The 22,844-nt window shown below is 61.9% G+C and carries 22 protein-coding genes; 16 read left to right on the top strand and 6 right to left on the bottom strand.

Translation table 11 applies throughout. From position 1 onward, the window contains the following. The first annotated feature begins 1 nt into the window (after window position 1). The 8 genes from ENGE1_RS06175 to ENGE1_RS06140 all read left to right on the top strand — a co-directional run bounded on the left by ENGE1_RS06175 (window position 2) and on the right by ENGE1_RS06140 (window position 10,151). Window positions 2–769, top strand: a complete 768-nt coding sequence (locus tag ENGE1_RS06175) for a 3-hydroxybutyrate dehydrogenase (protein WP_048252891.1) — start codon at window positions 2–4, stop codon at window positions 767–769. 492 nt (window positions 770–1,261) lie between these two features. Further along, window positions 1,262–2,419: a flagellar biosynthesis protein FlhB gene (flhB, locus tag ENGE1_RS06170; RefSeq protein WP_043083306.1), complete on the top strand. Its 1,158-nt coding sequence runs from the start codon at window positions 1,262–1,264 to the stop codon at window positions 2,417–2,419. After that, on the top strand, window positions 2,412–4,490 hold the full coding sequence (flhA, locus tag ENGE1_RS06165; RefSeq protein WP_048252892.1) for a flagellar biosynthesis protein FlhA: 2,079 nt from the start codon (window positions 2,412–2,414) through the stop codon (window positions 4,488–4,490). The genes flhB and flhA overlap by 8 nt, the downstream gene beginning before the upstream one ends. Then, complete coding sequence (flhE, locus tag ENGE1_RS06160; RefSeq protein ID WP_048252893.1) at window positions 4,490–4,885, top strand: flagellar protein FlhE; 396 nt, start codon at window positions 4,490–4,492, stop codon at window positions 4,883–4,885. Before flhA ends, flhE begins: the two co-directional genes overlap by 1 nt. A 257-nt stretch (window positions 4,886–5,142) precedes the next feature. Beyond that, entirely contained in the window at window positions 5,143–6,726 is a 1,584-nt protein-coding gene (locus ENGE1_RS06155; protein WP_048252894.1) for an MFS transporter, read from the top strand. 4 nt (window positions 6,727–6,730) lie between these two features. Continuing rightward, entirely contained in the window at window positions 6,731–7,870 is a 1,140-nt protein-coding gene (bglB, locus tag ENGE1_RS06150) for a beta-galactosidase BglB (RefSeq protein ID WP_048252895.1), read from the top strand. Window positions 7,871–8,111: 241 nt separating this feature from the next. Then, window positions 8,112–9,089, top strand: a complete 978-nt coding sequence (locus ENGE1_RS06145; protein WP_043083316.1) for a DUF1852 domain-containing protein — start codon at window positions 8,112–8,114, stop codon at window positions 9,087–9,089. A 30-nt stretch (window positions 9,090–9,119) separates the two neighbouring features. Then, entirely contained in the window at window positions 9,120–10,151 is a 1,032-nt protein-coding gene (locus ENGE1_RS06140) for a methionine synthase (protein ID WP_048252896.1), read from the top strand. A 57-nt stretch (window positions 10,152–10,208) separates the two neighbouring features. Here ENGE1_RS06140 and argS read toward each other — a convergent pair whose 3' ends face one another. Continuing rightward, window positions 10,209–11,942, bottom strand: coding sequence for an arginine--tRNA ligase (gene argS, locus ENGE1_RS06135; protein WP_043083320.1), 1,734 nt, complete (start codon window positions 11,940–11,942; stop codon window positions 10,209–10,211). Between the two features lie 185 nt (window positions 11,943–12,127). Between argS and ENGE1_RS06130 the strand changes: the two genes are divergently transcribed. Together ENGE1_RS06130 and cutC are read left to right on the top strand one after the other, a co-directional pair. Continuing rightward, window positions 12,128–12,703 carry a VOC family protein gene (locus tag ENGE1_RS06130; protein ID WP_048252897.1) on the top strand — a complete coding sequence of 192 codons (576 nt, stop codon included), beginning with the start codon at window positions 12,128–12,130 and terminating at the stop codon, window positions 12,701–12,703. A gap of 67 nt (window positions 12,704–12,770) precedes the next feature. Next, complete coding sequence (gene cutC / locus ENGE1_RS06125) at window positions 12,771–13,514, top strand: copper homeostasis protein CutC (RefSeq protein ID WP_048252898.1); 744 nt, start codon at window positions 12,771–12,773, stop codon at window positions 13,512–13,514. A 245-nt stretch (window positions 13,515–13,759) separates the two neighbouring features. Here cutC and cmoB read toward each other — a convergent pair whose 3' ends face one another. From cmoB to ENGE1_RS06100, 5 genes are read right to left on the bottom strand one after another with little or no spacing between them, the layout of a single operon-like run. Continuing rightward, window positions 13,760–14,734, bottom strand: coding sequence for a tRNA 5-methoxyuridine(34)/uridine 5-oxyacetic acid(34) synthase CmoB (gene cmoB / locus ENGE1_RS06120; RefSeq protein WP_048252899.1), 975 nt, complete (start codon window positions 14,732–14,734; stop codon window positions 13,760–13,762). Next, window positions 14,731–15,474 carry a carboxy-S-adenosyl-L-methionine synthase CmoA gene (gene cmoA / locus ENGE1_RS06115; protein ID WP_045289180.1) on the bottom strand — a complete coding sequence of 248 codons (744 nt, stop codon included), beginning with the start codon at window positions 15,472–15,474 and terminating at the stop codon, window positions 14,731–14,733. Before cmoA ends, cmoB begins: the two co-directional genes overlap by 4 nt. Window positions 15,475–15,512: 38 nt before the next feature. Further along, a complete protein-coding gene (locus tag ENGE1_RS06110; protein ID WP_043083328.1) occupies window positions 15,513–15,908 on the bottom strand; it encodes an MAPEG family protein in 396 nt (131 codons plus the stop codon). A gap of 52 nt (window positions 15,909–15,960) precedes the next feature. Next, window positions 15,961–16,779: a DUF72 domain-containing protein gene (locus tag ENGE1_RS06105; RefSeq protein WP_043083330.1), complete on the bottom strand. Its 819-nt coding sequence runs from the start codon at window positions 16,777–16,779 to the stop codon at window positions 15,961–15,963. Further along, window positions 16,776–17,342 (bottom strand): hydrolase, encoded by a 567-nt coding sequence (locus ENGE1_RS06100; RefSeq protein WP_048252900.1) that lies wholly within the window; start codon window positions 17,340–17,342, stop codon window positions 16,776–16,778. Before ENGE1_RS06100 ends, ENGE1_RS06105 begins: the two co-directional genes overlap by 4 nt. A gap of 244 nt (window positions 17,343–17,586) precedes the next feature. Here ENGE1_RS06100 and aspS point away from each other — a divergent pair, with 244 nt between their 5' ends. The 6 genes from aspS to ruvB all read left to right on the top strand — a co-directional run bounded on the left by aspS (window position 17,587) and on the right by ruvB (window position 22,826). Continuing rightward, entirely contained in the window at window positions 17,587–19,350 is a 1,764-nt protein-coding gene (aspS, locus tag ENGE1_RS06095) for an aspartate--tRNA ligase (protein ID WP_045289177.1), read from the top strand. Between the two features lie 5 nt (window positions 19,351–19,355). Further along, a complete protein-coding gene (nudB, locus tag ENGE1_RS06090; protein ID WP_043083334.1) occupies window positions 19,356–19,799 on the top strand; it encodes a dihydroneopterin triphosphate diphosphatase in 444 nt (147 codons plus the stop codon). Window positions 19,800–19,825: 26 nt separating this feature from the next. Beyond that, window positions 19,826–20,566, top strand: a complete 741-nt coding sequence (locus ENGE1_RS06085; RefSeq protein WP_043083335.1) for a YebC/PmpR family DNA-binding transcriptional regulator — start codon at window positions 19,826–19,828, stop codon at window positions 20,564–20,566. A 34-nt stretch (window positions 20,567–20,600) separates the two neighbouring features. Continuing rightward, window positions 20,601–21,122, top strand: a complete 522-nt coding sequence (ruvC, locus tag ENGE1_RS06080; RefSeq protein WP_043083336.1) for a crossover junction endodeoxyribonuclease RuvC — start codon at window positions 20,601–20,603, stop codon at window positions 21,120–21,122. Between the two features lie 73 nt (window positions 21,123–21,195). Continuing rightward, the gene (ruvA, locus tag ENGE1_RS06075) at window positions 21,196–21,807 is read left to right on the top strand and encodes a Holliday junction branch migration protein RuvA (RefSeq protein WP_043083337.1); all 612 of its coding nucleotides are present in this window, start codon (window positions 21,196–21,198) and stop codon (window positions 21,805–21,807) included. 8 nt (window positions 21,808–21,815) lie between these two features. Further along, window positions 21,816–22,826 (top strand): Holliday junction branch migration DNA helicase RuvB, encoded by a 1,011-nt coding sequence (gene ruvB / locus ENGE1_RS06070; RefSeq protein ID WP_043083338.1) that lies wholly within the window; start codon window positions 21,816–21,818, stop codon window positions 22,824–22,826. Window positions 22,827–22,844: the final 18 nt, after the last annotated feature.

Raw genomic sequence — 22,844 nt, 5'->3', positions numbered from 1 at the left:
CATGCTTAAGGGTAAAACGGCGTTAGTCACCGGCTCTACCAGCGGCATCGGGCTGGGGATCGCCACGTCGCTGGCGAAGCAGGGCGCTAACATCATTCTTAACGGCTTCGGCGATGCGGCCCCGGCGAAGGCGCAGATCGCCCGCCAGGGCGTAAAGTACGGCTACCACAATGCCGATCTCAGCGATCCGCAGCAGATAGCGGCGATGTTCGACTACGCGCAGGCGGAGTTTGGCGACGTCGATATTCTGGTCAACAACGCGGGGATCCAGCACGTCGCGCCGGTGGACGAATTTCCGCTGGAGAAGTGGAACGCGATTATCGCCATTAACCTGTCGGCGGTGTTTCACACCAGCCGGTTGGCGATCCCGGCGATGAAGGCCAACGGCTGGGGACGTATTATTAATATAGCCTCGGTGCACGGGCTGGTGGCGTCGAAGGAGAAGTCCGCCTACGTGGCGGCCAAGCACGGCGTGGTCGGGCTGACCAAAACCACGGCGCTGGAGCTCGCCCGCACCGGCGTGACCTGCAACGCCCTGTGCCCCGGCTGGGTGCTGACCCCGCTGGTGCAGCAGCAGATCGACGCCCGCATTGCCAAAGGGCAGAGCCCGGAGGCCGCCCGCGACGGCCTGCTGGGCGAGAAGCAGCCCTCCGGGGAGTTCGTCACGCCGGAGCAGCTTGGGGCGCTGGCCTGCTTTCTGTGCAGCGACGCCGCCGCCCAGGTGCGCGGCGCCGCGTGGAACATGGACGGCGGCTGGGTGGCGCAGTAAACATCCCTGCGAGCCAGGAGCCTGCTTTATTAAATATGGCGTAAATTCCTGAATGTTCTGAGGGTGTTAATATCCGGCAGAAAATCGCCTCAGATTCCCGCCTCTGGCCGGGGCTGCCCGCAGGGATGCGGGCAGAGGCGAAACGAGACAGGGATGTCGAGTCGAGCCGTACCCGATCAGCCAGAGGCGGGAATCTGAGGTTCCGCGAAGCGGCGATTTTCATGGCCGGGAGCCGGGATTGCCAAGGGTATGGCGGAGAATACCCCTGGCACGTTCACCGCAGATAGCCCGACAGAGAAGCAGCGTGTCGTTAGTGAACGGAATATTCCACCAGCATATGCAGAATACACCTGCAACCTTGCGTATCAGAAAAAACTCAGGTAGATACATGCTAAAGCTAAATTAGCCCGCCAAATCCCCGCTTATTCCCGCCATTAGCCGCGCCCGCCGCTGGCATCATAGCCTCAGAATTCCCTCTGCAGGACGAGTCCGGTGGCTGAAGGCAGCGACAGCGAAGACAAAACAGAAGCCCCCACGCCCCAGCGGCTGGAGAAAGCGCGCGAGGAGGGGCAGATCCCGCGCTCCCGCGAGCTGACCTCGCTGCTGGTTCTGCTGGTGGGCGTCTGCGTGCTGTGGTTCGGCGGCGAATCCCTGGCCCGCAGGCTGGCGGCGCTGCTGGCGTCGGGCCTGCGCTTCGATCACAGCATCGTCAGCGACCCGAACCTGATCCTCGGGCAGATTATTCTGCTGATCAAGCAGGCGATGCTGGCCCTGACGCCGCTGATCGTCGGCGTGGTGATTGTCGCCCTGCTGGGACCCATGATGCTCGGCGGGCTGCTGTTCAGCACCAAATCGCTGGCCTTCAAGTTTGACAAGCTCAATCCGCTGCCGGGCATCAAGCGGATGTTCTCCGCCCAGACGGCGGCGGAGCTGGTGAAGGCGATCCTCAAGTCGGTGCTGGTGGGCTGCGTGGCGGGCGCCTTCGTCTGGTCGCACTGGCCGGAGATGATGCGGCTTATCGCCGAGTCGCCGCTGACCGCGATGGGCAACGCCCTCAATATGGTCGGCCTCTGCGCGCTGCTGGTGGCCCTGGGCGTCATTCCGATGGTGGCCTTCGACGTCTTCTTTCAGCTGTTCAGCCATCTTAAAAAGCTGCGCATGTCCCGCCAGGATATCCGCGACGAGTTTAAGCAGAGCGAAGGCGACCCGCACGTGAAGGGGCGCATTCGCCAGATGCAGCGGGCGGCCGCCCGGCGGCGAATGATGGCCGACGTGCCGAAGGCGGACGTTATCGTCACCAACCCGACCCACTACGCGGTGGCCCTGCAGTACGTGGAAGACAAAATGAGCGCCCCGAAGGTGGTGGCGAAAGGCGCGGGGCTGGTGGCGCTGCGCATCCGCGAGCTGGGCGAGGAGAACCGCATTCCTCTGCTGGAGGCGCCGCCGCTCGCCCGCGCGCTGTACCGCCACGCCGACATCGGCCAGCAGATCCCCGGCACGCTGTACGCGGCGGTGGCCGAGGTGCTGGCCTGGGTCTGGCAGTTGAAACGCTGGCGGCTGGCGGGCGGTGAACCGCCGAAGCGACCCGATAATCTGCCGGTGCCCGCGGCGCTGGATTTTTTGAACGACGAGAACAACCCCGATGGCTAACCTGGTGGCGATGCTGCGCCTGCCCGCAAACTTTAAATCGACCCAGTGGCAGGTGCTTGCCGGGCCGGTGCTGATCCTGCTGATCCTGTCGATGATGGTGCTGCCGCTGCCGGCCTTCGTCCTCGACCTGCTGTTCACTTTCAATATCGCCCTGTCGATCATGGTGCTGCTGGTAGCGATGTTCACCCAGCGCACGCTGGAGTTCGCCGCCTTTCCGACCATTTTGCTGTTCACCACGCTGCTGCGCCTGGCGCTCAACGTGGCCTCGACCCGCATCATTCTGATGGAGGGCCACACCGGCGGCGCGGCGGCGGGCAAGGTGGTGGAAGCCTTCGGCCACTTCCTGGTGGGCGGCAACTTCGCCATCGGCATCGTGGTGTTTATTATCCTCGTGATCATCAACTTCATGGTCATCACCAAGGGCGCCGGGCGCATCGCCGAAGTGGGTGCGCGCTTCGTGCTCGACGGGATGCCGGGCAAGCAGATGGCGATTGACGCCGATCTGAACGCCGGGCTGATTGGCGAAGACGAAGCCAAGCGCCGCCGCGCCGAGGTGACGCAGGAGGCCGATTTCTACGGTTCGATGGACGGGGCCAGCAAGTTTGTGCGCGGCGACGCCATCGCCGGGATTTTGATTATGGTGATCAACGTCATCGGCGGCCTGCTGGTCGGCGTCCTGCAGCACGGCCTGCCGCTGGCGAAGGCGGCGGAGTCCTATACCCTGCTGACCATCGGCGACGGGCTGGTGGCGCAGATCCCGGCGCTGGTGATCTCCACGGCGGCGGGCGTCATTGTTACCCGGGTGGCAACCGATCAGGATGTCGGCGAGCAGATGGTCGGCCAGCTGTTCAGCAATCCGCGGGTGATGCTGCTCAGCGCCTGCGTGCTCGGCCTGCTGGGGCTGGTGCCGGGTATGCCCAACTTCGTTTTCCTGCTGTTTACCGCCGCCCTGCTGGGGCTGGCCTGGTGGATGCGCGGTCGCGAGCAGAAGGCGCCTGCGGCGCAGGCCCCGGTGCCGCAGATGGAAAATCCGCAGGCGCAGGAGGCCAGCTGGCGCGACGTGCAGCTTGAGGACACCCTGGGTATGGAAGTGGGCTACCGACTGATCCCGATGGTGGACGCCCAGCAGGACGGCGAGCTGCTCGGGCGCATCCGCAGCATCCGCAAGAAGTTTGCCCAGGAGATGGGCTTCCTGCCGCCGGTGGTGCATATCCGCGACAATATGGATCTGCCGCCGGCGCGCTACCGCATTCTGCTTAAAGGCGTTGAAATGGGCAGCGGCGACGCCTATCCGGGCCGCTGGCTGGCGATCAACCCCGGCACGGCGGCAGGCACGCTGCCGGGCGAACAGACCGTCGATCCGGCCTTCGGGCTGGAGGCGATCTGGATCGAGAGCGGCCTCAAGGAGCAGGCGCAGATCCAGGGCTACACGGTGGTTGAAGCCAGTACCGTGGTAGCGACCCACCTCAACCATCTGATCGGCATGCACGCCGCCGAGCTGTTCGGCCGCCAGGAGGCGCAGCAGCTGCTGGAGCGGGTGACTCAGGAGATGCCGAAGCTCACCGAGGACCTGGTGCCCGGCGTGGTGACGCTGACCACGCTGCACAAGGTGCTGCAGAATCTGCTCGACGAGAAAGTGCCGATCCGCGATATGCGCACTATCCTCGAAACGCTGGCCGAGCACGCGCCGGTGCAGAGCGATCCCTATGAACTGACCAACGTGGTGCGGGTGGCGCTGGGGCGGGCCATCACCCAGCAGTGGTTCCCCGGCGGCGGCGAGATGCAGGTGATTGGCCTCGATACGCCGCTGGAGCGCCTGCTGCTGCAGGCTCTGCAGAACGGCGGCGGTCTGGAGCCGGGGCTGGCGGACCGGCTGCTGGCCCAGACGCAGGAGGCGCTCTCCCGCCAGGAGATGCTCGGCGCGCCGCCGGTGCTGCTGGTCAACCACGCCCTGCGCCCGCTGCTGTCGCGCTTTCTGCGCCGCTCGCTGCCGCAGCTGGTGGTGCTCTCCAACCTGGAGCTGTCGGACAACCGCCAGATCCGCCTGACCGCCACCATCGGAGGCCAGTAGTGCGCGCCCTGCTGGCGGGATTAATGCTGCTGCCGCTGTCGGCGGCGGCGGCCGGGGAGGGGGCCTGGCAGGCCAGCGCCGTGGGCGTAACGCTCCACTACCGCGGCCAGTCGGCCTCTTCTGCGCCGCTGGCCTCCCCGCAGCCGGTCAGCGGCCTGGTGACGACGGTGGCCTGGCGCTATACCCTCAACGGTCCCACTCCCGCCGGGCTGCGGGTGCGGCTCTGTTCGCAGACCCGCTGCACCGAGCTTGACGGGCAGAGCGGCACCACCCGGGCGCTGCAGAACACGCCCGCCGCCGAGCCGCTGCGCTTTGTCTGGGAAGTCCCGGGCGGCGGCAGGCTGATCCCGGCGCTGAACGTGGCGAGCAATCAGCTGATCGTCAACTACCGCTAAGCGGTTTATCCTGCCTGTCCTTTCTTTATCTGTGGGTAAGTTCGCAAAAACTGACCCCTTCTTTTGATTGATTTAAAACGTTGTTTTATAAAATCGCGTGTCCGGTACGCCGACTCTTTGTATTTTTGCCACCGCCGAAGATCCGCTGGCAAAACCAGAAAGGTTTACCCTCCGCCGGCGCCTTACTGTAGCTGCGTAAGGCTTGCTCCGGCGCTGCCGGGGCCTGCTCCGGGAATAAAAACACGGGATTTTCGGCAATGAAAACACGTAAAATCGGATTGAAAAACTACCTGGCCTACGGCTCGGGTGATTTTTTGGGCGCGGGTACTACCGCGCTGACTGCCGCATGGCTTTTGTACTTCTACACCACCTTCTGCGGGCTGTCGCCTATTGAGGCCACCTTTATTTTTGCCACCGCGCGCGTGCTTGACGCCGTGGTCAGCCCGCTGATGGGCTTCCTGACCGACAACTTCGGCTCTACCTGGCTCGGCAAGCGCTTTGGCCGCCGCAAGTTCTTTATTCTGCTGGGCATTCCCTGCGTATTCAGCTACTCCCTGATGTGGGTGGGCGACATGGGGTTCTGGTACTACCTGCTGACCTATCTGCTGTTTGATGTCGTCTACACCATGATCCTGGTGCCGTATGAAACCCTGGTCCCGGAGATGACCGACGACTTTAAGCAGAAGACCAAATTCTCCGGGGCGCGCATCTCCATGGCGCAGATGTCGGCGATCCTCGCCTCCTTCCTGCCGGGCATTTTGCTAACGCACTTCGGCAAGGACAACGCCATCTCCTTCTTTTACGCAAGCCTGGTCTTCTCGGTGCTGTGCGCCCTGATGCTGACGTTTGTCTGGATTTTTACCTGGGAGCGCCCGCGCGAGGCGTGGAGCGAGGCGGCCCTGCGCGCCGAAGAGGAGAAGAAAAGCCTCTCCCTCGGCCAGAGCCTGAGCCGCCTGTTTATCGAGCTCTCCTCGACGCTGCGGATCAAGATCTTCCGCCAGCACCTGGGCATGTACCTCGGAGGCTATATTGCCCAGGACGTGTTTAACGCCGTGTTTACCTACTACGTGGTGTTCGTCCTGATGCAGGAGGCGTCGTTTGCCTCTAACCTGCTCGGCACGATGGCGATTTTCCAGTTCATCGCGGTGATTGCCATGATCCCGCTGTGCATCCGCTTCGGACCGGCGCCGTCGTACCGGATGGTGGTGGTGCTGTTCGGCCTCAGCTCGCTCTCTTACGCGCTGCTGTACTACGCCGGGCTGAGCGATATCTGGTCCCTGATGCTGCTGGTGTCGGCGATTGCCGGTCTCGGCCGCGGCGGGATCAACTACGTGCCGTGGAACACCTACACCTATATCGCCGATGTGGACGAAGTGATCACCGGCCAGCGCCGGGAGGGCATCTTCGCCGGGATCATGACCCTGACCCGCAAGGCCTCTCAGGCCGGGGCGGTGATGCTGGTGGGGATCATCATGCAGCTCTCCGGCTTCGTCTCCGGGCAGAAGGTGCAGCCGCCGGAGGTGAGCCACACCATTCTGCTTATCTTAAGCGTCGGTACGCTGGCGGTGCTGGCCTGCGGTTTCCTGGTTTCCCTGCGCTTTAAGCTCAATCTCGCCACCCACCGCGTGCTGCGCGAAGAGACGGCGAAGATGCGCGAGGCGGGGCGCGCAGATCCTCATGCCGCCACCCTGCAGGCGCGCGCCACCGTGGAGATGCTGGCCGGGATGCCGTTCGAATCCCTGTGGGGCAACAATAACGTCGGCTACCTGAACCGCATTAATCCGCCGGCGCCCGCTTTAGAACGAAAAATTGAACTGAACTCGACATTAAACAGAGGTTAACCGTATGAAAGTCTGGCCCGTCAAACACAGCCCGCTGCTGCGCCAGCCGGAGCGCTTTATCGCCAGGGATGAGCTGAAGGGGCTTATCCATAAGCTGACCGATAATCTGGTGAACATTAAGGATGAGACCGGCGCGTTTCTGCTGCGCCTGGATGACGGTCGGGTGATTGATACCAAAGGCTGGGCCGGTTGGGAGTGGACCCACGGCGTCGGGCTGTACGGCATTCACCAGTACTACCAGCAGACCGGCGACGAAGATATGCTCGATATCGTTGACCGCTGGTTTGCCGACCGCTTCGCCGAAGGGGCGACCACCAAAAACGTCAACACCATGGCGCCGTTCCTGACCCTGGCATATCGCTATGAAGAGACCGGTAACCCGGCCTTCCTGCCGTGGCTCAACAGCTGGGCGGAGTGGGCGATGTACGACATGCCGCGCACCGAGGCCGGCGGCATGCAGCACATCACCCTGGCGGAAGAGAACCACCAGCAGATGTGGGACGACACCCTGATGATGACCGTCCTGCCGCTGGCGAAAATTGGCAAGCTGCTCAACCGCCCGCACTACGTGGAGGAGGCCATTTACCAGTTTATGCTCCACGTCCAGAACCTGATGGACCGCGAGACCGGGCTGTGGTTCCACGGCTGGAGCTACGACGGCAACCACAACTTTGCGAAAGCCCGCTGGGCGCGCGGCAACAGCTGGCTGACCATCGTCATCCCGGACTTTCTCGAAGTGGTGGATCTCCCGGAGAGCAGCGCGGTGCGCCGCTACCTGGTACAGGTGCTCAACGCTCAGATTGCGGCGCTGGCGAAGTGCCAGCACGAAAGCGGCTTATGGCACACGCTGCTGGACGATCCGGACTCCTATCTGGAGGCGTCCGCCACCGCGGGCTTCGCCTACGGTATTCTCAAAGCGGTGCGCAAGCGCTACGTACCGGCAGACTATGCGGAGGTCGCGGAGAAAGCGGTGCGCGGCATCGTGGCCAACATCTCGCCGGAAGGCGAACTGCTGCAGACCTCCTTCGGCACCGGCATGGGCAGCGATCTCGATTTCTATCGCCAGATCCCGCTCACTTCCATGCCCTACGGTCAGGCGATGGCCCTGCTGTGCCTGACGGAATATCTGCGCAAGTATTTTTGATAGACAGAAATAAAAAAGCGCCGGCGGGGCTTTCCGCCGGCGCTTTTTTTGCTTTCCCGCCAACGTGAAGATGCTTCATGTTCACTGAAATTATATCACTTTTCCTCATCCATCGACTCTGGCATAAATTTAGCAAGACAATATAAGCAGTGCTCATGATAAAACCCAAGAATATAAAGGGCATCCCTCAATAACCCATAACATCATGTTTCACAGCATAAAATCAGGATACCCCATCGCAATGAAGACTGAGTTTGCCTTTACCATTAAGAGCATATGTTTCGACGAGAACTATAACCCCTCGGAAAGTACGCGCATCACCACCAACTTTGCTAACCTGGCCCGCGGCGAGAAGCGCCAGCAGAACCTGCACAATGCGCTGGTGATGATCGATAAGCGCTTTAATTCGCTGGCCTGCTGGGATAATCCGAAGGGCGATCGCTACGCCGTCGAGCTGGAGATTATTTCCGCTGAGGTGGATATTGAAGGCAATGGCAAAACCTTCCCGGCCATCGAAATACTGAAAACGACGATTGTTGATAAACAAACCGGGCAGCGTATTTCGGGCATTGTCGGCAATAACTTCTCGTCTTACGTGCGCGATTATGACTTCAGCGTCCTGCTGCCTGAATATAATAAAGATCGCACCGAGTTCAGCATTCCGGAAAATTACGGCGATCTGCACGGCGAGCTGTTCAAGGCTTTTATTAACTCGGACGCCTACCGCGAACGCTTTGATAAGCCGCCGGTGATTTGCCTGAGCGTGTCGAGTAAAAATCTCTATTACCGCACCGGCAATCAGCATCCGGTGCTCGGCATTGAGTATCAGCAGGACGATCCGTCGCTGACCGATTTCTACTTCAATAAAATGGGCCTGCACGGGCGCTATTTTATGCCGGCAAACAGCGCCGCGCCTTTCGCTTTCTATTTCCCGGGCGACCTGCTCCGCGACTATACGGACCTGGAGCTTATCGCCACCATCAGCACCATGGAGACGTTCCAGAAAATTTACCGTCCGGAAATCTACAACGCCAACTCACCGGCCGGGCAGTACTATCAGCCCGATCTGCACAATCAGGACTATTCGGTGACGCAGATCGTTTACGACCGGGAAGAGCGCAGCCGTCTGGCAATAGAGCAGGGCAAATTTACCGAAGAGCACTTTATTAAGCCCTATAAAACGATTCTCGAACAATGGACCGCCAGCCGCGCGCGTTAATTAATCCAATAAGACATAAGGTCACCTGCAATGAATAAATTATTACCGACGTCCACCGCCGGCAGCCTGCCGAAGCCGTCGTGGCTCGCGCAGCCGGAAACGCTGTGGTCGCCCTGGAAGCTGGATAGCGACATCTTAGTTGAGGGCAAGCAGGACGCGCTGCGCCTGGCGCTGGACGACCAGCTTCAGGCCGGGATCGACATCGTCAGCGACGGCGAGCAGACCCGCCAGCACTTCGTCACCACCTTTATTGAGCACCTGAGCGGCGTCGATTTTGAGAAGCGCGAAATCGTCAAAATCCGCAACCGCTACGATGCCAGCGTGCCGAGCGTGATCGGCGAAGTGGTGCGCAAAAAGCCGGTCTTCGTTGACGACGCGCGCTTCCTGCGCCAGCAGACCACGGCGCCGATCAAGTGGGCGCTGCCGGGCCCGATGACCATGATTGATACTCTGTACGATGGCCACTACAAGAGCCGCGAAAAACTGGCCTGGGAGTTTGCCCGCATCCTCAACCAGGAGGCGAAAGACCTCGAAGCGGCGGGGGTGGATATCATCCAGTTCGACGAGCCGGCCTTTAACGTCTTCTTCGACGAGGTCAACGACTGGGGCATCGCCGCCCTCGAGCGGGCGATTGAGGGGCTGAAGTGCGAAACCGCCGTTCACATCTGCTACGGCTACGGCATCAAGGCCAATACCGACTGGAAAAAGACGCTCGGCAACGAGTGGCGCCAGTACGAAGAGATTTTCCCCAAGCTGCAGCAGTCGAACATTGATATCGTCTCGCTGGAGTGTCAGAACTCGCGGGTGCCGATGGATCTGATTGAGCTCATTCGCGGCAAAAAGGTGATGGTCGGCGCTATTGACGTGGCCACCAATGCGATTGAAACGCCGGAAGAGGTGGCCGACACCCTGCGCAAGGCGCTGCAGTTTGTCGATGCCGACAAGCTCTATCCGTGCACCAACTGCGGCATGGCGCCGCTGTCGCGCCGGGTGGCGAGGGGCAAGCTGAACGCGCTGGGCGCGGGGGCGGAGATCGTGCGCCGGGAGCTGCTGGCGAAATAAGCCTGCACCGAGGCAAAAGGTATGCGGCCCGGCAGAACGTTCTGCCGGGCCGTTTTATTACATCCGCTCTACGGTTTCAATCCCCAGCGTATCCAGGCCCAGCTTCAGCGTTTTCGCCGTCAGCAGCGCCAGCTTCAGGCGGCTGTTGCGGATCGCTTCGCTGTCGGCGGTGAGGATAGGGCAGTGCTCGTAGAAGCCGGAGAACAGGCCCGCCAGATCGTAGAGGTAGGAACACATCACGTGCGGGGTTCCCTCGCGGGCCACCACGTTCAGCGTCTCTTCAAACTGCAGCAGGCGCGCGGCCAGCTGGGCTTCGCGGGCATCGGCAATTGTCACCGGCGCGTTGATAATGGCGCTCTCTTCCAGACCGGCTTTGCGGAACACCGACAGTACGCGGGTGTAGGCGTACTGCATATACGGCGCGGTGTTGCCCTCGAACGCCAGCATGTTGTCCCAGTCGAACACGTAGTCGGTGGTGCGGTTCTTCGAGAGGTCCGCATACTTCACTGCGCCAATGCCCACGGCGTTGGCCAGTTTTTCCAGCTCGTCGGCGGGCATCTCCGGGTTCTTCTCCGCCACCAGGCGGCGGGCGCGCTCCAGCGCTTCGTCCAGCAGGTCGGAGAGCTTCACGGTGCCGCCGGCGCGGGTTTTGAACGGCTTGCCGTCTTTACCCAGCATCATGCCGAACATGTGGTGCTCCAGCGGCACGCTGTCCGGGACGTAGCCGGCCTTGCGCACGATAGTCCACGCCTGCATCAGGTGCTGGTGCTGGCGGGAGTCGATGTAGTAGAGCACGCGATCGGCGTGCAGGGTTTCATAGCGGTATTTCGCGCAGGCGATGTCGGTGGTGGTGTAGAGGTAGCCGCCGTCCTTCTTCTGCACGATGACGCCCATCGGGTCGCCTTCTTTATTTTTGTACTCGTCGAGGAACACCACGGTGGCGCCTTCGCTCTCGGTCGCCAGGCCTTTTGCCTTCAGATCGGCGACGATGCCCGGCAGCATCGGGTTGTAGAGGCTTTCGCCCATCACGTCATCGCGGGTCAGGGTGACGTTCAGACGCTCGTAGGTCAGTTGGTTCTGGGACATGGTGATGTCCACCAGCTTGCGCCACATCTGCAGGCAGTAGTCGTCGCCGCCCTGCAGTTTCACCACGTAGCCGCGCGCTTTCTCCGCGAAGGCTTCATCTTCGTCGTAGTGCTTTTTCGCTTCACGGTAGAAGCCTTCGAGATCCGCCAGCGCCATATCGCCGGCGTTTTCCTGCTGCTTCAGCTCGAGGAAGGCGATCAGCATCCCGAACTGGGTGCCCCAGTCGCCGACGTGGTTGGCGCGGATCACTTTGTGGCCGAGGAATTCGTGGGTGCGCACCGAGGCGTCGCCGATGATGGTGGAGCGCAGGTGGCCGACGTGCATCTCTTTCGCCACGTTCGGCGCGGAGTAGTCGATGACCACGGTCTGCGCTTCAGGGCGGGTCACGCCCAGACGCTCGGAGGCCAGCGCGTCGGAAACGCCCTGGGCCAGAAACGCCGGATCGAGGAAGATATTGATAAAGCCGGGGCCGGCGATCTCAACCTTGCCGGCAATGCCGCTGAGGTCAAGGTGGGTCAGGACCTGCTCTGCGAGCTGTCGCGGGGCCATGCCCAGTTTTTTAGCAACTGCCATCATGCCGTTGGCCTGATAGTCGCCAAACTGTACCTTTGCTGACTGACGAACCTGGGGTTCGCAATCGGCAGGTGCGCCTGCCGCAATCATGGCCTGACTGACTTTTTCTGAGAGAAGCGCCTGAATGTTCACCGAAGTACCTTACTTTTATGGGGCTGCGAAGCAGTGCGGGCAGCGCCGGGGTGTGGACAAATTAAGCCGGTGAGTATACTGCATTTGCCGCAGGCCGTCAGCACCGGCGCGGCGGGTTAATACGCGGTTGGTAACGGCGGCGAAGCAGGGTAGATTAACGCCCGATATCGAAAAGAGAGGAATGTATGGCGAACTGGCAACATATTGAGCAGCTGGCGGACATCGCCGCCGACCTGCCGCGCTTTAGCGACGATCTCAGCGGCCTTGCGCAGCGTTTAGGCCTGGATGTCGCGCCGCTTTCGGCAGATCACATCTCCCTGCGCTGCCACCAGAACGCCACGGCCGAGCGCTGGCGGGCCGGGCTTGAGCAGTGCGGCGAACTGCTGTCGGAGAATATCATTAACGGGCGGCCGATTTGCCTGTTCAGGCTGGCGGAGCCGGTGTGCGTCGCCCACTGGCGGTTCAGCGTGGTGGAACTGCCGTGGCCCGGCGAGAAGCGCTATCCCCACGAAGGCTGGGAGCATATCGAAATCGTGCTGCCCGGCGAGCCTGAGGGCCTCAACGCCCGCGCGCTGGCGCTGCTTTCGGATGACGGGCTGAGCCAGCCGGGGATTGTTGTTAAGACCAGCGCGCCGCAGGGCGAGCGCGAGCGGTTGCCCAATCCGACCCTGGCGGTGACCGACGGGCGGGTGACGATTAAATTTCATCCGTGGAGCATCGAACAGATCGTCGCCAGCGAAGCGGACGGCGCCGGGCTGTGACCTGGCGCGGGGTCTGCCGGCGGCGGGAGTGGCACAATAGCCGCCGATGACGTGAAAGGAGAACGGAATGGCTTTACTGGAAGTATGCTGCTACAGCACCGCCTGCGCCCGCGAGGCGCAGGCGCGCGGCGCGGACCGCATTGAACTGTGCGCCGCGCCGCTGGAGGGAGGACTGACGCCGTCGCTGGGCGTGCTGAAATCGGCGCGCCGCGAGGTGGCGATCCCGGTGCATCCCATCGTGCGCCCCCGCGGCGGCGATTTTTGCTATAGCGACGATGAGTTTGCCGCGCTGCTGGAGGATATCCGCACCGTGGCCGGCCTGGGCTTCCCCGGCGTGGTGACCGGCGTGCTCAACGCCGACGGTCAGGTAGATATGCCGAGGATGCGGCAGATAATGGCGGCGGCCGGCCCGCTGGCGGTTACTTTTCATCGCGCCTTTGATATGTGCGCCGATCCGCGCCAGGCGTTTGATAATCTTGCCGAACTTGGCGTAAAGCGCATCCTCACCTCCGGCCAGCAGCCGACGGCGGAGAAAGGACTTTCGCTGATCGGGGAACTTATTCAGCGAAGTGATACTCCAATAATAATGGCAGGTGCGGGAGTCAGGGCCGGTAATCTGGCGCAGTTTCTCGCCGCGGGCGTGCAGGAGGTTCACAGCTCTGCCGGGCAGTGGCTTCCCTCATTGATGCGCTACCGCAATCCGGGGCTGTCGATGTCTACCGACCCCGATGCCGACGAATATGCCCGCTACGCCGTTAACGGCGATGCAGTGGCGGAGATGAAGGCGATTATCTCCGGCTACGGACGCTAACGATTTTTACCGCGCATCATGTCGCCCAATGTGATGCTATTTGTACCAGGCCCCTGCCATTAACAGGGGCCTTTTTTTCATTATTAGTTATATTTCAGGCGTGGGTCATTCAGGCAATCCCTGACTGTATTCTGCTGATGTCTGTGGAATATTCCGTTCACTCATAGCGTTTTGCTTCTCTGTCAGACTCTCTGCGGTGAACGTGCAAAGAGGGCTCGCCACCGCCCGGCATCGGGCAGCGGGCGCTACGGCTTTTTGGCGATCAGCACCGCGCGCAGCGGGGCGGGGTAGCCTTCAACGGTTTTGCTGGCGTCGTCGGGATCGAGGAAGTCGGCGAGGGATTCGGTGGTCATCCATTCGGTGCGGCGCTGCTCGTCGGTGGAGGTGATGTTCATATCCACGATCTTAACGTCAACAAACCCGCACTTCTCCAGCCACTGCTTCAGCGCCGGGGCGGAGGGAATAAAGTAGACGTTGCGCATCTGCGCGTAGCGGTCGCCAGGCACCAGCACCGTGTTTTCATCGCCGTCCACCACCAGCGTCTCCAGCACCAGCTCGCCCTCGCTCACCAGCTGATCTTTGAGCTGCAGCAGATGCTCCAGCGGCGAGCGGCGGTGGTAGAGCACGCCCATCGAGAAGACGGTATCAAAGGCGTTGAGCGGCGGCATCTGCTCAATGCCCAGCGGCAGCAGGTGCGCGCGCTGGTCGCCGCCGAGCAGCTTGCGCACCGCTTCGAACTGGCAGAGGAACAGCTGGGTCGGATCGATGCCCACCGCCAGCCGCGCGCCGGCGCCGATCATCCGCCACATGTGGTAGCCGCTGCCGCAGCCGACGTCGAGAATGGTGCGCCCCGTCAGCTCAGAGAGGTGCGGCAGTACCCGGTCCCACTTCCAGTCGGAGCGCCACTCGGTGTCGATATTCAGGCCGTAGAGCGAAAAGGGGCCTTTGCGCCACGGCATCAGGTTGCGCATCAGCTGCGCAATGCCCTTCATCTGGCCGTCGCCCAGCGGCGCTTCGCTTTCGGCGGTGACGCTGTGCAGCAGGTCGAGCTTCCAGGGCTGAATTTCCGGCAGGTATTCGACTGAACGCGCCCAGTGTTTGAACTGCCCGTGCAGATTTTCGCGCTGCCAGGCGCCCACCTGGGCGGGCAAGGTTTCCAGCCAGCGGGCCAGCAGCGGCTCTTTGGCGATCAGCTGATAGAAGTTGGCAAATTCAATCATTGGTCCGCTCCGGCCTTCAGCGCCACCAGCGAACCAAAGTTAAAGCACTGGAACCACAGTTCGCTGTGGGCGAACCCGGCGGCGCGCAGGCGCTCTTTATGCGTTTCCACCGAGTCGGTCAGCATGACATTTTCCAGCATGCTGCGCTTCTGGCTGATTTCCAGTTCGCTGTAGCCGTTGGCGCGCTTGAAGTCGTGGTGCATGTTAAACAGCAGCTCGCCGACTCTCTCATCCTCAAAGCTGAACTTCTCCGACAGCACCAGCGCGCCGCCCGGATTCAGCCCGGCGCAGATCTTCGCCAGCAGGGCCTGACGCTCTTCCGGTTCGATAAACTGCAGCGTGAAGTTGAGCACCACCAGCGAGGCGTTCTCAATCTCAATATCGCGGATATCGCCTTCAATAATGTCTACCGGCGTCGGCGCCTTATAGGCGTCGATGTGGCGGCGGCAGCGCTCGACCATTGCCGGCGAGTTATCGACGCCGATAATTTTACAGCCTTCGGCGGCGATGTTGCGGCGAATGGAGAGCGTGGCGGCGCCCAGCGAGCAGCCGAGATCGTAAACCCGGGTGTCGGGCTGGACGAAGCGCTCCGCCAGCATGCCAATCATCGAGATGATGTTGGAGTAGCCCGGCACCGAGCGCTGGATCATATCGGGGAAAACTTCGGCCACTTTTTCGTCAAAGGTCCAGTCGCCGAGGCGGGCGATAGGCGCAGAGAAGAGCGTGTCGCGATGGGACATAGCGGTATTCCAGAAAATAAAAAACGGCGTATTGTGCGCTAACGCAGGGAGAAAACCAACTCCCACGGCATATACCAGAGGTTAGCCAGCACCATCAGCAGCAGCGAGCACCAGGTGGCGCTCATGCCCGAGCGCCGCCAGCGGTACAGGCGGTGGTGATAGCCGTAGTAGTGCATCAGCCGCCCGAGGATCAGCAAAATGCCGCAGACGTGTACCATCCAGGTTTCGGCGCCGTTCATCTCCATAAACAGCAGCAGCACCAGCCCCAGCGGCACATACTCCACGGCGTTGCCGTGAATGCGGATCGCGCTCTGCAGCTCGCTAAAGCCGCCGTCGCCGTAGGCGACCCGGTACTGGGTGCGCAGGCGGACGACGTCGAATGAAAACTTGATTAAGATTAACGCACCCAAAACGGCATACAGCGCGCTGACCATACAAACTCCCTGTTAAGCTGGCAGATGGCACTGCCTATGATAGGAAGGAAACTCAGAAAAGAGAAGTTTGCTGTGGAATTGCGGGCGCTGGCCCGACCTCCGGCAGCGCCCGCTGCAGATCCTGCCACAGCGTATCGACCAGCTCCGGGGCCTGAGCGATATCCGGCGTATGCAGAAACAGATAGGGCGTCGTCCGCCCGGCCCAGGTGGGGAGTTTCGTCAGCCAGGCGTCAAACAGCGCGCGGTTCTGCGCCATGTCGTCGCTGCCGATAAAGCGCACCAGCGGATTGTTCGCCGTCACCACCGCGTGCACCGGCAGCTTCGGCTTCTTGCGCTGCGCCTCGATCATCGCCTCGCTGCGCGCCGGGGCGCTGTGAACGGGCCGGCTGTCGAGGATAACCCGATTCACGCCGCGGGCGTGCAGGCCCTGGTTAAGCTGCAGCTCATCGTCGCCTTTGGCAAAAAACTGCGGGTGGCGGACTTCAACGCCGTAGGTAAAGCCGGCGGGCAGGGCATCAAGAAAGGCCCACAGCGCCGGGAGATCGCGGGGCGCAAACGTGGCCGGCAGCTGCAGCCAGTACTGGCCGATGCGGTCTGCCAGCGGCGCCAGGCGCGTAAAGAACTCCGCCGTCAGTTCACCGCAGTTGCGCAGCGCCGCCCGGTGGCTGATGGTCGCCGGGAATTTAAAGCAGAAGCGGAAGTCGTCGTGGGTCTGCTCGCGCCAGCGGGCGACGATCTCCGGCTTCGGCAGCGCGTAGAGGGTGGTATTGCCCTCCACGCAGTTAAAGTGGCGGGCGTACGCGTCGAGCCCGGTGATGCCGAGCCGCACCCACTTCGGGTGCGACCACTGGGGCAGGCCAACGTAGATCATAGCGCCTGCAGGATCTGGTCCGTGCTGCGCACCCGGGCGATGCGCGGGAAGATGTGGGTCATGCTGCCCTGATGCTGCTCAGCGCTGGCGGCTGAACAGGCGTCTTGGGCAATCACCAGCCTAAAGCCCAGCTCCCAGGCGTTGCGGGCGGTGGACTCAACGCCGATGTTGGTCGAGATGCCGCACAGGATAATGGTGTCGATACCGCGGCGGCGCAGCTGCAGCTCCAGGTCGGTGCCGTAAAAGGCGCCCCACTGGCGTTTGGTCACTTCGATATCGCTCGCCTGCTTGCCGAGCGCCTGCGGATAGCGCCACCAGTTGTCGGGCAGCGCCTGCGCCGCGGCCTGGGCGTCCACCGGCTGCTTCAGGGCTTCGGCAAAGTCGGCGGACCAGCCGACGCGGACCAGGATAACCGGCGCGCCCTGCTGGCGGCATCTGTCGGCAAGCTTTGCGGCGCGGTCGACGACGTCAGCGGCGGAGTGCGGGCCGCCGGCGAAGGGTAAAATTCCCTCCTGCAGGTCGATGATCACCAGAGCCGTGGTTTTTGCATTCAGTTCTGTCATTGTTTTCCCATTAAATCAGTCGGTCAGGAGAGTAACCATACGTTGAGACGGCCGTCGTTCGCGCGCCAGATTTTGTTAATTTTTGTGAGTGCGCGCACTAAGCGTACAGCAAACGCGCGTCCGGTGCGCGTTACTCTTATCGAACGGCAGAATTTCCAGTATAATAGCCGCCTTTTTTCATCCAGTTGTGACATTCAGCTAAAGCTGCGACAGTAGTGCCTGCGGCTAAGTTAAGGGAACTCTCATGCGTACAGAATATTGCGGGCAGCTGCGTCAGACCCACGTCGGGCAGCAGGTGACTCTTTGTGGTTGGGTCAATCGCCGTCGCGATCTCGGCAGCCTTATCTTCATCGACATGCGCGACCGCGAAGGCATTGTTCAGGTATTTTTCGATCCGGATCGCGCGGACGCGCTGAAGCTTGCCTCTGAACTGCGTAACGAGTTCTGCATTCAGGTGACCGGCACCGTGCGCGCCCGCGACGAGAAAAACGTCAACAGCGATATGGCGACCGGCGCTGTCGAAGTGCTGGCCTCTGACCTTGTCATCATCAACCGCGCAGAATCGCTGCCGCTTGACTCCAATCACGTCAACACCGAGGAAGCGCGCCTCAAGTACCGCTACCTCGACCTGCGCCGTCCGGAAATGGCCACCCGCCTGAAGACCCGCGCCAAAATCACCAGCTTCGTGCGCCGCTTTATGGACGACCACGGTTTCCTCGATATCGAAACCCCGATGCTGACCAAGGCGACGCCGGAGGGCGCGCGCGACTACCTGGTGCCGTCCCGCGTGCACAAGGGCAAATTTTACGCGCTGCCGCAGTCTCCGCAGCTGTTCAAGCAGCTGCTGATGATGTCCGGCTTCGACCGCTACTATCAGATAGTCAAATGCTTCCGCGACGAAGATCTGCGCGCCGACCGCCAGCCTGAATTCACCCAGATCGATGTTGAAACCTCCTTCATGACCGCACCGCAGGTGCGCGAAGTGATGGAAGCGCTGGTGCGCCAGCTGTGGCTGGAGATCAAGGGCGTTGACCTGGGCGACTTCCCGGTGATGACCTTCGCCGAAGCCGAGCGCCGCTACGGCTCCGATAAGCCCGACCTGCGCAACCCGATGGAGCTGGTGGACGTGGCCGATCTGCTGAAAAGCGTCGAGTTCGCCGTCTTCGCCGGTCCGGCTAACGATCCGAAAGGCCGCGTTGCCGCGCTGCGCGTGCCGGGCGGGGCGTCGCTTACCCGCAAGCTTATCGACCAGTACGGCGAGTTTGTGAAGATCTACGGCGCCAAAGGCCTGGCCTATATTAAAGTCACCGAGCGTGCGAAGGGTCTGGAAGGTATCACCAGCCCGGTCGCCAAGTTCCTGACCGCAGAGATCGTTGAAGCGATCCTTGAGCGCACCGGCGCGCAGGACGGCGATATGGTGTTCTTCGGCGCCGACAACAAGAAAATCGTTGCCGATGCCATGGGCGCGCTGCGCCTGCGCCTGGGTAAAGACCTCAGCCTTACCGACGAAAGCCAGTGGGCGCCGCTGTGGGTTATCGACTTCCCGATGTTCGAGGACGACGGGGAAGGCGGCCTGACCGCGATGCACCACCCGTTCACCTCGCCGAAAGACATGACGGCCGCCGAGCTGAAGGCCGGGGCGGAAGACGCCGTGGCCAACGCGTACGATATGGTCATCAACGGCTATGAAGTGGGCGGCGGTTCCGTGCGTATCCACAACGGCGAAATGCAGCAGACCGTGTTCGGCATTCTCGGCATCAATGAGCAGGAGCAGCGCGAGAAGTTTGGCTTCCTGCTGGACGCCCTGAAGTACGGTACGCCGCCGCACGCGGGCCTGGCGTTCGGTCTGGATCGCCTGACCATGCTGCTGACCGGCACCGACAACATTCGCGACGTTATCGCCTTCCCGAAAACCACCGCCGCCGCCTGTCTGATGACCGAAGCCCCGAGCTTCGCCAATCCGACCGCGCTCGGCGAGCTGGGCATTCAGGTGACGAAGAAGGACTAAGCGAGATGGCATACAAGCGTCCCGTATCGATTCTGGTGGTGATTTTTGCGCAGGATTCGGGGCGGGTGCTGATGCTGCAGCGGCGCGATGACCCTGAATTCTGGCAGTCGGTTACCGGCAGCGTGGAAGAGGGCGAAACCGCGCCGCAGGCCGCCGCGCGCGAAGTAAAGGAAGAGGTCGCCATTGATGTCGCCGACGGACAACTGACCCTGATCGACTGTCAGCGCACGGTGGAGTTTGAAATTTTTTCACATTTACGTCATCGCTATGCGCCGGGCGTGGTGCGCAATACGGAATCATGGTTCTGTCTTGCGCTGCCCCACGAGCGCGAGGTTACGTTAAGCGAGCACCTGGCCTGGCGCTGGGTGGAGGCCGCCGAGGCGGCCGCGCTTACCAAGTCCTGGAGCAACCGGCAGGCGATTGAAGAGTTTGTAATTAAAGCGGCCTGAGGGCCGCTCTTTTCGGAGAGTAATTTATGGCAGGTCACAGTAAATGGGCCAACACCAAGCACCGCAAAGCAGCTCAGGATGCCAAACGCGGTAAAATCTTCACCAAAATCATTCGCGAGCTGGTTACCGCTGCGCGTCTGGGCGGCGGTGATCCGGCTTCCAACCCGCGCCTGCGCGCGGCGGTGGATAAAGCGCTGTCCAACAACATGACCCGCGATACCCTGAATCGCGCCATCGCGCGCGGCGTGGGCGGTGATGAAGATTCCAACATGGAAACCATCATCTATGAAGGCTATGGCCCGGGCGGTACCGCCATCATGGTTGAGTGCCTGTCCGACAACCGCAACCGCACCGTCGCCGAAGTTCGCCACGCCTTCACCAAAACCGGCGGCAACCTCGGCACCGACGGCTCCGTGGCCTATCTGTTCAGCAAGAAAGGGGTTATCTCTTTCGAACAGGGCGACGAAGACACCATCATGGAAGCGGCCCTGGAAGCGGGCGCTGAAGACGTGGTCGGCTACGACGACGGCGCGGTAGACGTCTTTACCGCCTGGGAAGAGCTGGGCGCCGTGCGCGACGCGCTGGAAGCCGCTGGCCTTAAGCCGGACAGCGCAGAAGTCTCCATGATCCCGTCGACCAAAGCGGACATGGATGCGGAAACCGCGCCGAAGCTGCTGCGCCTGATCGACATGCTGGAAGACTGCGACGACGTGCAGGAGGTCTACCATAACGGTGAGATCTCTGACGAGGTGGCGGCAACCCTGTAATGCGGCGCGATACTTCGCTGCCCGGAGGTGCGTGATGGCGATTATTCTCGGTATTGACCCGGGGTCGCGCATCACCGGCTACGGCGTGATCCGCCAGGTCGGGCGGCAGCTCAGCTACCTCGGCAGCGGCTGCATTCGCACCAAAGTCGACGATCTGCCCTCGCGCCTGAAGCTGATTTACGCCGGCGTGTCGGAAATCATCACCCAGTTCCAGCCCGATTTCTTCGCCATTGAGCAGGTCTTTATGGCGAAAAATGCGGACTCGGCGCTGAAGCTGGGGCAGGCGCGCGGCGTGGCGATTGTCGCGGCGGTTAACCAGGACCTGCCGGTGTTTGAGTACGCGGCCCGCCAGGTGAAGCAGACGGTAGTGGGCATCGGCAGCGCGGAGAAGAGCCAGGTGCAGCACATGGTGCGCACCCTGCTTAAGCTCCCGGCCAATCCGCAGGCGGATGCCGCCGATGCGCTGGCTATCGCCATTACCCACTGCCACGTCAGCCAGAATGCGATGCAGATGAGCGAATCAAGGCTTAATCTGGCGCGCGGCAGGCTGCGTTAACGTAAGGCTGGATATTCATCCAGCCTTTTTTTATGATACCCGCTGGTATTCTCTTTTTATCCAGGAGCATTGTGTGATCGGCAGACTCAGAGGCATCATTTTAGAAAAGCAGCCCCCGCTGGTACTGCTGGAGGCGGGCGGCGTGGGCTATGAAGTGCATATGCCGATGACCTGCTTCTACGAACTGCCGGAGCTGGGACAGGAGGCGGTGGTCTTCACCCACTTCGTGGTGCGCGAAGACGCCCAGCTGCTGTTCGGCTTCAACAATAAGCAGGAGCGGACGCTGTTCAAAGAGCTGATTAAAACCAACGGCGTCGGGCCAAAGCTGGCGCTGGCCATCCTGTCGGGCATGTCGGCGCAGCAGTTCGTCAATTCCGTCGAGCGGGAAGATGCCGCCGCGCTGGTGAAGCTGCCGGGCATCGGCAAGAAAACCGCCGAGCGGCTGGTGGTGGAAATGAAAGACCGCTTCAAGGGCCTGCACGGCGACCTGTTTACCCCGGCCGCCGATCTGGTGCTGACCTCGCCTGCCAGCCAGGCCACCGACGACGCCGAGCAGGAAGCGGTTGCCGCGCTGGTGGCGCTGGGCTATAAACCTCAGGAAGCGAGCCGAATGGTGAGCAAAATCGCCGCCCCGAACGCCAGCAGCGAAACGTTAATCCGCGACGCCCTGCGCGCCGCCATGTGAGGTAAGGGATGATTGAAGCCGACCGCCTGGTCTCTGCCGCCAGCGTCACGCCGGAGGACGTGGTTGACCGCGCTATCCGCCCGAAAATGCTCGAAGAGTACATCGGCCAGCCGCAGGTGCGCTCGCAGATGGAGATCTTCATCCAGGCGGCGAAGCTGCGCGGCGACGCTCTTGACCACCTGCTGATCTTCGGCCCGCCGGGGCTGGGCAAAACGACGCTTGCCAACATCGTTGCCAATGAGATGGGCGTTAACCTGCGCACCACTTCCGGCCCGGTGCTGGAAAAAGCGGGCGATCTGGCGGCGATGCTGACCAACCTTGAGCCGCACGACGTGCTGTTCATCGACGAAATTCACCGCCTGTCGCCGGTGGTGGAAGAGGTGCTCTATCCGGCAATGGAAGACTACCAGCTGGATATCATGATCGGCGAAGGGCCGGCGGCGCGCTCAATTAAAATCGATCTGCCGCCGTTTACCCTGATTGGCGCCACCACGCGCGCCGGTTCGCTGACCTCGCCGCTGCGCGACCGCTTTGGCATCGTCCAGCGGCTGGAGTTTTATCAGGTGCCGGACCTGCAGCATATCGTCGCACGCAGCGCCCGCCACATGGGGCTGGAGATGAGCGAAGAGGGCGCCCTGGAAGTGGCTAAGCGCTCGCGCGGCACGCCGCGCATCGCCAACCGCCTGCTGCGCCGGGTGCGCGACTTTGCCGAAGTGCGCCACGACGGCACTATCTCGCACGAGATCGCCGCCCAGGCGCTGGATATGCTTAACGTTGACGCCGAAGGCTTTGACTACATGGACCGCAAGCTGCTGCTGGCGGTGATCGACAAGTTCTTCGGCGGCCCGGTGGGGTTGGATAACCTGGCGGCGGCCATCGGCGAAGAGCGGGAAACGATTGAGGACGTGCTGGAACCCTTTCTGATCCAGCAGGGCTTCCTGCAGCGCACGCCGCGCGGGCGCATGGCGACGGTGCGGGCGTGGGACCATTTCGGCATTAAGCCGCCGGAGATGCCGTAGGCCGGGCAGGGCACCGCC

The organism is Pluralibacter gergoviae ATCC 33028 = NBRC 105706 (assembly GCF_001598855.1).
Taxonomy (GTDB): domain Bacteria; phylum Pseudomonadota; class Gammaproteobacteria; order Enterobacterales; family Enterobacteriaceae; genus Pluralibacter; species Pluralibacter gergoviae.
The sequence above is the reverse complement of the archived record's forward strand: the minus strand, read 5'-3'. Positions and strand labels throughout refer to the sequence as shown.

Coding starts and splice junctions, on each gene's coding strand:
- cmoA (WP_045289180.1), bottom strand. CDS start 15,474: ATGTCCCATCGCGACACGCTCTTCTCTGCGCCTATCGCCCGCCTCGGC.
- ENGE1_RS06175 (WP_048252891.1), top strand. CDS start 2: ATGCTTAAGGGTAAAACGGCGTTAGTCACCGGCTCTACCAGCGGCATC.
- ENGE1_RS06110 (WP_043083328.1), bottom strand. CDS start 15,908: ATGGTCAGCGCGCTGTATGCCGTTTTGGGTGCGTTAATCTTAATCAAG.
- ENGE1_RS06140 (WP_048252896.1), top strand. CDS start 9,120: ATGAATAAATTATTACCGACGTCCACCGCCGGCAGCCTGCCGAAGCCG.
- ruvC (WP_043083336.1), top strand. CDS start 20,601: ATGGCGATTATTCTCGGTATTGACCCGGGGTCGCGCATCACCGGCTAC.
- ENGE1_RS06130 (WP_048252897.1), top strand. CDS start 12,128: ATGGCGAACTGGCAACATATTGAGCAGCTGGCGGACATCGCCGCCGAC.
- ENGE1_RS06105 (WP_043083330.1), bottom strand. CDS start 16,779: ATGATCTACGTTGGCCTGCCCCAGTGGTCGCACCCGAAGTGGGTGCGG.
- ruvB (WP_043083338.1), top strand. CDS start 21,816: ATGATTGAAGCCGACCGCCTGGTCTCTGCCGCCAGCGTCACGCCGGAG.
- flhA (WP_048252892.1), top strand. CDS start 2,412: ATGGCTAACCTGGTGGCGATGCTGCGCCTGCCCGCAAACTTTAAATCG.
- ENGE1_RS06155 (WP_048252894.1), top strand. CDS start 5,143: ATGAAAACACGTAAAATCGGATTGAAAAACTACCTGGCCTACGGCTCG.
- cmoB (WP_048252899.1), bottom strand. CDS start 14,734: ATGATTGAATTTGCCAACTTCTATCAGCTGATCGCCAAAGAGCCGCTG.
- cutC (WP_048252898.1), top strand. CDS start 12,771: ATGGCTTTACTGGAAGTATGCTGCTACAGCACCGCCTGCGCCCGCGAG.
- ENGE1_RS06085 (WP_043083335.1), top strand. CDS start 19,826: ATGGCAGGTCACAGTAAATGGGCCAACACCAAGCACCGCAAAGCAGCT.
- ENGE1_RS06100 (WP_048252900.1), bottom strand. CDS start 17,342: ATGACAGAACTGAATGCAAAAACCACGGCTCTGGTGATCATCGACCTG.
- aspS (WP_045289177.1), top strand. CDS start 17,587: ATGCGTACAGAATATTGCGGGCAGCTGCGTCAGACCCACGTCGGGCAG.
- nudB (WP_043083334.1), top strand. CDS start 19,356: ATGGCATACAAGCGTCCCGTATCGATTCTGGTGGTGATTTTTGCGCAG.
- ENGE1_RS06145 (WP_043083316.1), top strand. CDS start 8,112: ATGAAGACTGAGTTTGCCTTTACCATTAAGAGCATATGTTTCGACGAG.
- bglB (WP_048252895.1), top strand. CDS start 6,731: ATGAAAGTCTGGCCCGTCAAACACAGCCCGCTGCTGCGCCAGCCGGAG.